This is a genomic window from Exiguobacterium sp. A1_3_1 (assembly GCF_048985645.1).
GTDB lineage: Bacteria > Bacillota > Bacilli > Exiguobacteriales > Exiguobacteriaceae > Exiguobacterium_A > Exiguobacterium_A indicum.
In genome coordinates, this window is record NZ_WBYY01000094.1 from 1 (window position 1) to 11868 (window position 11868).

General features: G+C 49.6%; 13 protein-coding genes. 7 read left to right on the forward strand and 6 right to left on the reverse strand.

What is annotated here, in order from left to right:
- Positions 1 to 82: 82 nt before the first annotated feature.
- Positions 83 to 1078 carry an ABC transporter permease gene (locus tag F8N00_RS10910; RefSeq protein WP_323679225.1) on the reverse strand — a complete coding sequence of 332 codons (996 nt, stop codon included), beginning with the start codon at positions 1076 to 1078 and terminating at the stop codon, positions 83 to 85.
- Between the two features lie 20 nt (positions 1079 to 1098).
- Entirely contained in the window at positions 1099 to 2091 is a 993-nt protein-coding gene (locus F8N00_RS10915) for a siderophore ABC transporter substrate-binding protein (RefSeq protein ID WP_421018198.1), read from the reverse strand.
- A 387-nt stretch (positions 2092 to 2478) separates the two neighbouring features.
- On the opposite strand from F8N00_RS10915, the gene F8N00_RS10920 reads away from it, so the two are divergent.
- Entirely contained in the window at positions 2479 to 3435 is a 957-nt protein-coding gene (locus F8N00_RS10920) for a diguanylate cyclase domain-containing protein (RefSeq protein ID WP_421018199.1), read from the forward strand.
- A 54-nt stretch (positions 3436 to 3489) separates the two neighbouring features.
- Here the strand turns inward: F8N00_RS10920 and F8N00_RS10925 are convergent, their stop codons facing one another.
- Positions 3490 to 4047 (reverse strand): hypothetical protein, encoded by a 558-nt coding sequence (locus F8N00_RS10925; protein ID WP_421018200.1) that lies wholly within the window; start codon positions 4045 to 4047, stop codon positions 3490 to 3492.
- 255 nt (positions 4048 to 4302) lie between these two features.
- Between F8N00_RS10925 and nikA the strand changes: the two genes are divergently transcribed.
- From nikA to F8N00_RS10950, 5 genes are read left to right on the forward strand one after another with little or no spacing between them, the layout of a single operon-like run.
- Positions 4303 to 5913, forward strand: coding sequence for a nickel ABC transporter substrate-binding protein (gene nikA, locus F8N00_RS10930; protein ID WP_421018201.1), 1611 nt, complete (start codon positions 4303 to 4305; stop codon positions 5911 to 5913).
- A gap of 12 nt (positions 5914 to 5925) precedes the next feature.
- Positions 5926 to 6867, forward strand: coding sequence for a nickel ABC transporter permease (gene nikB, locus F8N00_RS10935; protein ID WP_421018202.1), 942 nt, complete (start codon positions 5926 to 5928; stop codon positions 6865 to 6867).
- The gene (gene nikC / locus F8N00_RS10940) at positions 6864 to 7709 is read left to right on the forward strand and encodes a nickel ABC transporter permease subunit NikC (protein ID WP_421018203.1); all 846 of its coding nucleotides are present in this window, start codon (positions 6864 to 6866) and stop codon (positions 7707 to 7709) included. Before nikB ends, nikC begins: the two co-directional genes overlap by 4 nt.
- Positions 7706 to 8512 carry an ABC transporter ATP-binding protein gene (locus tag F8N00_RS10945; RefSeq protein ID WP_055967485.1) on the forward strand — a complete coding sequence of 269 codons (807 nt, stop codon included), beginning with the start codon at positions 7706 to 7708 and terminating at the stop codon, positions 8510 to 8512. Before nikC ends, F8N00_RS10945 begins: the two co-directional genes overlap by 4 nt.
- On the forward strand, positions 8509 to 9306 hold the full coding sequence (locus tag F8N00_RS10950) for an ATP-binding cassette domain-containing protein (RefSeq protein ID WP_421018204.1): 798 nt from the start codon (positions 8509 to 8511) through the stop codon (positions 9304 to 9306). Before F8N00_RS10945 ends, F8N00_RS10950 begins: the two co-directional genes overlap by 4 nt.
- A 47-nt stretch (positions 9307 to 9353) precedes the next feature.
- Here the strand turns inward: F8N00_RS10950 and F8N00_RS10955 are convergent, their stop codons facing one another.
- The 3 genes from F8N00_RS10955 to F8N00_RS10965 are packed head-to-tail and all read right to left on the reverse strand — an operon-like array spanning position 9354 to position 11229.
- Positions 9354 to 10124: an ABC transporter permease gene (locus F8N00_RS10955; protein WP_421018205.1), complete on the reverse strand. Its 771-nt coding sequence runs from the start codon at positions 10122 to 10124 to the stop codon at positions 9354 to 9356.
- On the reverse strand, positions 10121 to 11005 hold the full coding sequence (locus tag F8N00_RS10960) for an ABC transporter ATP-binding protein (RefSeq protein WP_421018206.1): 885 nt from the start codon (positions 11003 to 11005) through the stop codon (positions 10121 to 10123). The genes F8N00_RS10955 and F8N00_RS10960 overlap by 4 nt, the downstream gene beginning before the upstream one ends.
- A complete protein-coding gene (locus tag F8N00_RS10965) occupies positions 11002 to 11229 on the reverse strand; it encodes a PLDc N-terminal domain-containing protein (protein ID WP_064300069.1) in 228 nt (75 codons plus the stop codon). The genes F8N00_RS10960 and F8N00_RS10965 overlap by 4 nt, the downstream gene beginning before the upstream one ends.
- A gap of 197 nt (positions 11230 to 11426) precedes the next feature.
- Here F8N00_RS10965 and F8N00_RS10970 point away from each other — a divergent pair, with 197 nt between their 5' ends.
- Complete coding sequence (locus F8N00_RS10970) at positions 11427 to 11777, forward strand: hypothetical protein (protein WP_050677104.1); 351 nt, start codon at positions 11427 to 11429, stop codon at positions 11775 to 11777.
- The last annotated feature ends 91 nt before the right edge of the window (positions 11778 to 11868 follow it).

The following is an 11868-nucleotide window of genomic DNA, read 5'->3' on the forward strand; positions in this document are numbered from 1 at the left end:
TCGTGGGCTCGGAGATGTGTATAAGAGACAGGTGTAACGCTCGGTTGAATTCGTGTATGTTCCTGTTGTCTAATCGCGGTACTCATCTGACACCTCCAGTCTTCCGTCGACGTAACAGAATGATGATGAAGACGGCTGCCCCGACCGTTCCGAGAATCAAGGAGACCGGTAGCTCAAACGGACGGATGATCGTGCGTGAAATCAAATCACTGATTAAAATCGTCGCCATCCCAATCAGACAGACCCACGGCAGATTACTACGGAGATCGTCACCGCGAAACATCGAGACGATGTTCGGAACGATCAAGCCGAGGAAGGGCAGATTGCCGATGACGGTCGCGACGACACCGACGGATAAAGCAATCAGCCCAGTCGCAATCAGCATCAGTCGATTGTAGTTGACGCCAAGACTCGTCGCGACGTCTTCACCGAGCCCGACGAGCGTCAAGCGACTCGCGAGAAAGAAGATACAGACCGTGACACCGATGATGATCCAGAGGTATTCGTAGCGACCGATCTGGACGGACGCGAACGAACCGACGAACCAGCCTTCGATCGCTTGGCTGGCACGGAAGAACAACCCGAGGAACGTCGATATCGCGGAGATGACGGCTCCGAGCATCAGACCGATGATTGGGACGATCAACGATGAACGCAGTCGGACCGAACGGAGAAACCAGAAGAAGACCATCGTCCCGATGAACGCAAACACGATGGCTCCGGTCATCCGCATCAACAAGGACGGTGCCGGAACGAGTAAGTAAACGGCTAACAGTCCGAGTCCCGCCCATTCGATCGTTCCCGTCGTCGTCGGTTCAACGAGCCGATTTTGCGTGATCAGTTGCATGACGAGTCCAGCCATTGCCATCGCAGCACCGGTCAGCATCAAGGCAAGTGTCCGTGGAACACGTGTGATCCAGAACATATCGAAATCGTTCGCGGCACTCCGTAGTTCGTAGACACCCGTGAAGAGGGACGCCGTCGCGAGCGCTAAGACGAGACATAAGGTTAAGACGAACGGCTTCGTCCAAACGACAGAAAAGGAAGGTCGAGCGGGTGGCTCAACTCTTCCATTCATTTGTTGCTGTGCGTGTGCCATTACTTCTCGAGCGCTTTCGCGATGTCAGTGAAGAATTCCGAGTACGTCTGAATCGATTCATTCAAGTACGTATCTTTCGGTGCGTAGACGATGTTGTCGTCTTTGATTGCTTTTGTTTTCTGCAGAGCAGGCGCACGGTCGATGACATCTTGCGCCGGTACGGCACCTTCTGCGTTTCCAAGTGGTGCGTCACGGTCAAGAACGAGTAACCAGTCCGGGTTACTTTGAGCGATTGCTTCGACCGAAACTTCATCCCCTTGGTCGTTACCTGATTTTTGTTTGACTTCGAGGGCTGGTTTCCAGTCGAACAAATCATACATTGGTCCGAAGACACGTCCACTCATCGGAGCCGAGAAACCGATATCGCCACCTGAGACGATGACCGACATGATGCTGTCCTGTCCGTTATATGATTTTTTAACGTCTTTGATCGATTGCTCGAGCGTCGTCACGAGCTGATCGGCTTCTTGTTTTTTATCAAAGATCTGTCCGAGTGTCTCAGTCGTATCTTCAAGTCCTTTGACAAGTAATTCGCCTGGCGTACCAGAGTCTTCCGGTAAAGTGATGTCAAGGTCGATGACAGCGGCGTTCGGAACGAGTTTTTTGATGTCTTCATAATGATCAGCGAAGCGCTGGCCGACGATGACGACGTCCGGATTAACACCAGCAATCGCTTCGAGATTCGGTTCGAAGTGCATGCCGACATCGACGATATCCTTATCTTTCGCATACGGTGACTCAGCCGGGAGCAGTCCGACTGGTGCTGCTGCGAGTTCGACGTCCCATGCGGCAAGCGTCTCGAATGTCCGATTGTCGAGTGCGACGACCTTCTTCGGATCAACCGGGACGTTGACCGTTCCATGTGCGTCCTTGATTTTGACCGTCTTCGGTGCTTCCGTGTCTTTCTTCATGTCTGCTTCTCCTGCGTTCCCGCATGCCGCCAGTAAGACAGCAAGCGAACTCACGACGAGTGGTGTTTTCCATTTCCCCATGATGATTCAGCTCCTCTTGTTTAATTTGATAACGCATAAATCACGGATTAAGTAGCAGATGGATTATGTAGTTCTATCTGAGTCATCTGTTCTTAATAAGTGATAATGATTATCATTGTCATGTTCACCGAGAATGATAGCAGACGATTTTAGAAGACGCAACGCTCATTTCCAGTCAAATGGCTGTCCGAATTTTTATCTTCTATAAACTATACGAAAATAAAAAAATGATAATCTTTCTCATTTAGGACTAGAAATAGGACCATCGACCGCTTTTTACAAAAACAGGTTTAAACGATAGTCAAAAGAGAAAGTGGTAATAAATGTAACCTTTTCGTTTTTCAAATCAGAGACGCTACAGAAGATGACTTCGAAATGAGGTGCTGTATGAATCAACCATTTGAAGACTTGAAGATGTATCAAAATTTTGATGAATTGGCAGATGATGTTCTCGATTTCGCAAAAGAGATTCTACCGGACCAGATGCTGTATTTATCAGCGATCGAAGCAGGACAACAACGGATGTTGAAGATCACGAACGATAAAGCAGATATCCCGATGGTGGAAGGCATGCAGATTGAACTGAACCAATCGTTATGTAAGCTGATTGATTTCGAGACGAGACAGCCGGTCGTGCTCGAAGATATTCCGAACGCGGAACAACTCGGCGACTGGCGAAAGGGTTTGGAGGAGGCTCACGTCCGCTCCTACTTAGGTATTCCAATCGTCTTGACGAGCGGGGAGACGTTCGGCACATTATGTGCAATCAATAATCGGGTCAGCTTGTATGAACAGAAGAATGTTCAGCTATTGCAACGGATCGTCCGACTCTTCTTGTACTATTTGGAGCTCGAGCGTCATGCTTGGAAGGACGCGTTGACAGGACTGCATAATCGACGGTACTTAGCGAAGCAGTTCGAGGAGCATCCCGGGCAGACAGGGGCCGTCTTCTTCCTTGATCTCGATGGCTTTAAGCAGGTCAACGACGTCTATGGACACGAGACGGGGGACATCGTCCTGCAAGAAGTCGCACAACGCTTGCGACAGTTCGTCCGCGAACAAGATGATGCGATGGCCGTACGGCTAGGCGGTGATGAATTCATCCTCCATTTCGGTCATTCGGATTCAAGGGCAGGGTGGGAACGACTCGCAGAGCGGATCGTCACTGCGTTAAGTGAGTGGGAAACGGACTACCGGGTATCGACGAGTATCGGGATCGTGATGTATGACACTGCGTTCCGTCCAGAGTTACAGGCCTTATTACAACAGGCGGATGTTGCGCTATATGCCGCTAAGTCGTCAGGAAAGAATACGTATCAGTTCTATGAGATGGCGAAGAAATGAACGAATATCAAAAGACCTGACGCTTCTGAATCCCTTCAGAAACGATCAGGTCTTTTAGTTGCTATGAAGACGATAGACGATCCGAATGATGTCCTTTTTCGGAAGCTCAGGGTATTTGAGACATAACGTCTCGACGCATGTCACGGGATCTTCATTCTCTAACAAGCGGATGGCGTCCTTTACGACTGGATCATGTGGTTCGGTGACTTCGGAAGCTTTAACAGTGGCTTCGCTCGATTGATGAATCAGATAAAACAATAGCGTATGTACAGATACGAGCACGACTTTTGTCGCAAGCGAGATTGTAATGGACTCCACGTAGAGGTCCATCCAGAGTAAGACGCTCAAACTGACGGAACCGTTCACGACAGCAAACAGTATGTTCGAGAAACGACGCTTAAACAGTCCGCCAAGCGCACGCATCATCCCGTCAAAGACGACGCTGACGACCAGGCTAGCGAGATAGAAACATACGAGAAACACCAGACAACCAACGAACGAATCGTAGGACACATCTCCGACGTATAAAATCAGTCCATCGATCATCAGTAAAGGGAGCACTAAGAGCAGACTGAGCAACACAAGCGAGACGGAGGAAACCAGTCGTGACATCCTATCATCCTTTCTGTGCAAATGATTTTGTTAGATAAGAAACGCAGCATCCAAACTAGGATACCGTTTAACACAGTTGATTACAATTATTGACAAACAAGAGGCGTACACAGAATGTTACTCAGTTAAGCGTGGAAATCCTGTCAAAAAGCGCCTTTACGTCCAGTTAACATCTAGATTATCCATTGACAATCCTTCCCTTTCCCTCTTACAATTGAAAATGATTATCAATACAAGTTGGGAGTTCTGCCTACCATGAACGTTAACCGTAAAAAATTACTGATTTCTACTTTCTCGATCCTGTCTTTGACATCATTATTGATCGGCTGCTCGAACCCGGGCGAGTCGACAGGAGAGCGAAAAGATAAAGATACATTGACGCTCGCGTGGCCACGCGACGTCGGAACGATGAACCCGCACGTCTACAACCCATCACAACTGTTCGCACAGTCGATGATCTATGAGCCACTCGTCCACTACGGGGAAGGTGGAAAGCTCGAGCCATACTTAGCCTCGTCTTGGAAGATTTCTGAAGACGGAAAAACGTATACGTTCACGCTCCGTGACGGTGTCAAGTTTTCGGACGGTTCGACGTTTGACGCAGCAATCGTCAAAAAGAACTTTGACGCGATCCTCAAACAAAAAGCCTTACATAGCTGGCTTGGCTTCATCACGAAAATCGAGAAGACAGAAGCTGTCGATGCGAAGACGTTCCGCCTGACATTATCCGAAGCCTATTACCCGACGATCCAAGAGCTCGCGGTCGTTCGCCCGGTCCGTTTCCTAGGAGAAGCGGGATTCCCGGAAAACGGCGATACGTCGAAGGGTGTCAAAAAAGAAGTCGGAACAGGTCCATGGATGCTTGACGAATACAAACCGGATCAGTATGCGACGTTTAAGGTCAATAAGAACTACTGGGGTCCGAAGCCGAACATCGATCACATCAAGGTCGACATCATCCCGGACGCGGAAACGCGTGTCTTAGCACTCGAAAAAGGACAGGTTGATCTGATTTACGGTGAAGGGGCGATCAGCATCGATGCCTTCAATCAGTTGAAGACGGATAAATCCTACAAAACAGAGATGTCCGAACCAGTCGCGACGCGTCTCCTCGTCTTGAATACGAAAAATAAGCGTCTGTCTGACGAACGCGTCCGCCAGGCGCTCCAGCACGGGTTTGATAAAGCCGCTCTCGTCGAAGGGATCACGTCGGGAATAGAAGCACCGGCTGACTACCTGTTGCCACCGAATATGCCGTACACGTCGAACCTAAAAGTGAAGCAACGAGATTATGACGTCAAGGAAGCGAATCGTCTTCTTGACGAAGCAGGTTGGAAACTGCCGAAAGGTGAAAAGGTTCGCGTCAAGGATGGTCAACCGCTGCAAATCGGGATGATGTATGATGCGGCCGAGCAGGTCCAAAAGGCGATGGCCGAAACACTCCAGTCGGAATGGTCGAAAATCGGCGTCGAGCTGAAGACGGAAGCCGTCGAACTGCCAGATCAAGTCCAGCGCTTCAAAGACAACCGATTTGACATCAACTTCTATAGTAACTTCGGTGCACCGTATGATCCGCATACGTTCGTGAACCTGATTGATACGGATGGCTTCGGCTTCAAGGAAGCGATTTCCGCTTATCCGAATAAAGAACAACTGTTGCAAGAGATCAAAGATGTCTTGAAGACGACAGACGAGACGAAGCGTCAGAAGATGTACGCCGACATTCTGCCATCACTCCAAGATCAAGGGGCATTGATTCCGATTTCGTACTTGAAGAAGATGGCGGTCTATCAGTCGGACGTGACGAACTTCCAGTTCCCGGCGAACCGGGATGAGAGTCCATTTGCCCGGATCGGCATTAAGTAAAGGAGGGATGACATGGGGGTCTTCCTCGTCAAACGCATATTATCCGTCATCCCGATTTTGTTACTGGCGGTCTTGATTCTGACAGGGTTGATTCATTTGTCACCGGTTGATCCGGCACAGGCCTATCTGTCCGCTGCTCATATCCAACCGACGGATGAACTACTCGCTGCAAAACGAGCAGAATTCGGACTCGATCAACCGTTCTACAAACAATACTTCGATGCCGTCATCCGCTTGGCGCAGCTCGATTTCGGCACATCGTATCTTTCCGGAAAACCGGTCCTTGAAGATGTCTTGCTCCGCTTACCACCGACGGTCGAGCTGGCAGTGACGAGTCTACTGCTCGCACTCGTCATCAGTATCCCGCTCGGATTCCTTGCTGGGATCAAGAAGAATGGATTCTTTGATCATCTCAGTCGGGCAATCGCCTTCATCGGGGCTTCGATTCCGTCGTTTTGGCTCGGGTATCTGTTTATCTTCTTCTTTGCCGTAAAGCTGGATTGGTTTCCGGTCGGTGGGACGGGAAGTGTGATGCATTTGATCTTACCGGCATTGACACTCGCCTTTCCGTTGATTGCCTTGTATACACGATTGCTCCGTGGCAGTGTGAGTGAAGCATTGAACGAACCGTACGTCTTGTTTGCCCGGACACGTGGCTTAAAGGAAGGACGGATTCTTGGAAAACACGTTCTCCGGATGGCGATTCCACCGATGATCACGGGTCTTGGGATGAACCTTGGGAAGTTGCTGACGGGAACGATCATCGTCGAAACCGTCTTCTCGTGGCCAGGCTTCGGTCGCTACTTCATTGAAGCAATCTTTGATCGGGATATGCCGGTCATCCAAGGCTACGTCTTTCTCGCGGCACTCGTCTTCATCGGTAGCAGTTTGCTCGTCGACATCATTCAAGCCGTGCTCGATCCACGCCTAGCGAAAAAAGGAGGGACGGTATGAATACTCCACTTCCAGCAACGATGATCCGGTCGCGGTATACGCCGCTTCTTTATCTCTGTTCCTTCGTCTTAATCGGGATGGCAGGCATTGCGTTGTTTGCGCCATGGATCGCGCCGCATGATCCGAACCTCGTCGACTTGACGCAAAAGCTCCATGGACCGTCGTCAGCCTATCCACTCGGAACCGACCAACTCGGACGCTGTCTCTTGTCGCGTTTGATTTACGGCGCGCGAATTTCACTCGGCTGTGCCGTGTTGATTTTCATCGCCTCGCTCGCAATCGGACTGTTCGTCGGAACACTTGCCGGTTACCGTGGCGGCTGGGTCGACCAACTCTTGATGCGACTGTGTGACGGTGTGATGGCATTTCCGAGTTTGATTCTCGTCCTCGGTCTCGTCGGTATCTTCGGTCCAGGTCTTAAGCAAGTCATCATCGCCTTGATGCTCGTCCAGTGGGTCTACTACGCGCGAATGTTCCGCGGAATGGTCATGACGCTGAAGACGGAAGCGTTCATCGCCGCTGCTCGCGTCAACGGTTCGTCTTCGTGGAAAATCATCCGGACGCACATCCTGCCGAACATCTTACCGCCGCTGCTCGTCATCGGAACGCTAGAGATGGGCTGGGCGATCATGGATATCTCGGCGATGTCTTTCCTCGGGCTTGGTGTTCAGTCACCGACAGCCGAGTGGGGAGCGATGATTCACGAAGGAAAATCGTACATTCGGACGAATCCGGAATTGATGATTTATCCGGGACTTGCGATCATGCTCGTCATCATCAGCTTTAACCTAGTAGGAGAACAGTTAGCAGAACGATTCGGTGTGTCAAAAACGATGAAATGAGAGGAGGTGCCCGTATCGAACCGATCTTAGCTGTCGACGGTCTGAACGTCCGTACGAAACAACAAGTAACATTGATCGAAGGGGTGACGTTCTCAATTCAAGCTGGACAGATTCTTGGTCTTGTCGGAGAGAGTGGCTGTGGGAAAACGGTGACGAGTCTCGCTTTAATGCGTCTACTTAATCCACAGACAACAGACGTCACTGGCGATATTCGACTGAACGGAACATCAATTCAATCCTTATCAGAACGCGCTGTGCGAACGATTCGGGGCGGTGAGATTGCGTTCATCATGCAAAATCCGATGAGTGCCTTCACACCGGTCTACTCGATCGGGCACCAGATGATCGAGACGATTCAGACCCATACGCGTTGTTCAAAACGTGAAGCGAAACAACAAGCGATGACGGCACTCGAAGAAGTCAATCTGACGGATGCCGCCCGGTTGCTCAAAGCTTATCCGTTCGAGCTGAGTGGAGGGATGTTGCAACGGATCATGATCGCCTTAGCTGTTGCCCTGCGCCCAAGCGTCTTGATTGCCGACGAACCGACGACAGCACTCGACGTCTTCAATCAGAAGACAGTTCTTGAGTTACTCGAACGGATGTGCGCGACCTATGGAACGGCGATGTTACTCATCTCACACGATCTCGGTGTGATCGCTGAACTTGCAGACGATGTCCTCGTCATGCAGCAAGGACGGATCGTTGAGCAGGCAGATGTCTTTGATTTGTTTGATCGACCGCAACATCCATATACACAGTCCCTTCTTGCCCAACATCTAGGAAGGGAGGCGTTCGGATGAGTTTACTACAAATCGATCAAGTCTCACACGTCTACAAACGCCGGTTTCGACCAGCTCAGACCGTCTTACATGATGTCTCGTTGACGCTTGAAGCGGGGCGGTGTCTCGGACTACTTGGGTCGAGTGGTGCCGGCAAAAGTACGCTCGGACGATTGTTACTCGAACTCGAACGTCCGTCAAGCGGTACGATCTGGTTCAACGGTGTCGACCGGCATGCGACAAAACGACCGTTTCAAGGAGATGTCCAAGTCGTCTTCCAGGACTCCTTCGCTGCTGTCAATCCGAAGCTGACGGCGGCCGATATTATCGCCGAACCGCTTGATAACTTCATTCGTTTAAAGGGTGAAGCACGGCGACAGCGTCTCGTCACGCTAATTGAACAAGTCGGGCTCAAGGCGACGGATCTGACGAAATATCCGGCGCAGTTCAGTGGCGGGCAACTCCAGCGGATCGCGATTGCGCGAGCGATTGCTGCTGAACCACGTCTGATCGTTTTAGACGAAGCAGTCAGTAGCCTCGACATGGTCAACAAACGATTGATTCTTGCATTGTTAGCTGACTTGAAACGGCTACACGGTCTAACATATGTCTTCATCACCCATGACATTAAAGCTGCCGAACAACTGTGTGACAGCTTTGCGATTTTGGAGCAGGGACGTCTCGTCGGGCATTACCCGAGTTTAGCAGCGTTCGATGCTGCGACGGATCCTGCCGTTGAACGGATGCGCCAAGCAAAGCTTGCCGTGCATCCAAGGCAACGAACGATTCGAAAGACACAAGCAAACAAAGGATAACGGACGGCTGAACGGCTCCGTTATCCTTTTTGTGTTGTAGCGGTGGATCAATAAGCTGTTTTTCGGAATCGAAGAGCCGACCAGCCGAGTGTGAGAAGAATCCAAATGAGACAAGAAGCGACACCAATCAGATGAGACGAAGAAAAAAACGACGTGTGCGATGGGAGCGACAGTAGCGCACTAGGCATAAAGAATAGAATGTCTGGCATTAATGAAGGAAGTGCAACAAGTAGTAAGGAAACGACGAGCGACAGGATACCAATCGGAACAGCACGTCGCAAGAAAGTGCTGATCAGAAGTGTCAGACTGACGACGAATAACGTCCAAAGACTAAAACCGAGGATGATACGTAGTGCAAGCATCGGTGAGAGAGATCCGAACCAATAGACGGTCAAACAGTAGGACGTGAGGGCGCCGATCAGCATCCCGAATAGACTAATCATCCCGTGACTGAACCATTTCGACAGCAGATAGATATTTCGCGAGACGGGACGCGTCAGAATGAAATCCTGCATGCCAGTTTGTCGGTCTGAAGCAAGCAATCCCATGAAGCTCATGATCAGGACGATCAAGCCGAGCTGATTGAACTGTCCGTGGATCGTTGCGCTGAAGACGTCAAGCGGTTGCGGAGTAGGACGATTCGGATCAACGATGATTCCGTCTGCATTTCCGACGTGTGCGAGCAAGACATCCATGTACATCAACAGCAACGGTTGGGTCACACCGAGAGCAATGAAGAACAGCGGTAACCAAACGATCTTCCATTCTTTCCATGCTTCCAACCACTCGGTCCATGTCAGCGTATAAAAGGTCCTCATACGTCTGCCACCATGTCGAGGAACCGTTCCTCAAGTCCGATTGGTTGATAGGCAATCGAAGCAATCGACCATCCCTGTTGAATCAGAGTAGTCGCTAACTGTGAGAGATCAAGCGGCTGCTGTGCGGAGAACTGATAGCAGCATGGGTTGATTCGATCAATTTCGACTCGTGGAAATCGTGTCGCAGAAAAAGACGGGGCAGCTGTAAGCGTCTCGACTTGAATCCGATATTGATCCACGTTGCGTTGATTATCGAGCGGCCCTAACAATTTTCCGTGTTTAATGACGAGGAAGCGATCGCAACACGTCTTTGCGTCTTCTAACAGGTGCGTTGAGACGATGATCGTCATCCGTTTCTTTAAGCGGAGGATCAATTGATTGATATCATGTCGACCACTCGGATCAAGGGCAGAAGCTGGTTCATCTAGAATCAAAAATGTCGGTTCATGTAAGATGGCTTGAGCGATTCCGAGACGTTGGCGCATGCCGCCGGACAGGCGTTCGATGATTTCTGTTTGTTGACCGTAGAGTCCAACTTCATGTAGAACGGCTGGAATCCGCTTATTTAACGTTGCGCGATCAAGCCCCGACAAGCGTCCGAAGAAACGTAATGATTGTTCGCACGTCATCCAAGGCTTAAAGTCGGTCTGTTGTGATAAGTAGCCGATCGATTGCTGCTGTTGACGGATAGGGCGCGAAGACATCGTGATGGAACCACGGTCACTCTCGATCATGCCGCTCAGACATTTTAGGAGTGTCGTCTTTCCGGCACCATTCGGACCAATCAGTCCAAGACATTCATGTTCGTGAATCGTAAAGGAAATATCGTCTAGGATAAGACGTCGTTGAAGTGAAAGCTGGAGATGAGAAATCTGAATCATGCTGTCATCCTCCTTCCGAGGACGAAGTAGAGAATCGAGCCGATCGGCTGGACGAGGAGAATGATCAATAACCAAGTAGTCGGTGTCGCGATCCGGTCCTTCCGTCTAAACCAATCGATACAGGCGCAGCTGAGTAGAATCAGGTTGATGGAGATGTAAATCAATAATAGGGGCAGGAATTGTTCCCAGTTGATTTGTGATAAGGCAGAGAAATCTGTGTTCATGAAAAACCCTCCTTTTCTATTACCATTATCAATAATGAAAATAGAAAAGTCAATGCCATGGACGAATCATCGTTAGTTCTCAATCAGTTAGAGCTATGATAAACTTCTCTTATCAAAATTTTCCAAATGAGATTTGAATCAAATAGTGTAGATGAAAGACGAACTATCAAACGAATCATGATTTTAAGGAGGCTTATATGCAGATTTATCAATTCAAAAAAGAGGTTGGTAAGAAGATCACGAAATTTGATTCGAACTTTGTGATGTCGCGAATCATGCAAACTGAAAAAGTGACGCACATCGGATGCATCCATTTAGAGAAGGATGGCGTGGTCGGTTATCACCAGGCTGTCGTGCCGCAACTTCTATTAATTGTAGAGGGTGAGGGCTTTGTAAGAGGGGAAACGGATGACTACATAAATGTTCAGTGTGGGGAAGCCGTGTTTTGGAAACAAGGAGAATGGCACGAAACGAAGACGGATACGGGTTTAACAGCGATCGTGATTGAAAGTGAGTCACTGGATACATCATTTCTCGTTTCCGTTTAACGAAACTAAACACGATACATAAAGAGGCTGACTCAAAAAAAGAATGATTCGCTTCCTCACGCCCTTTCCTCAGGCGAGACACAAGCCAGTT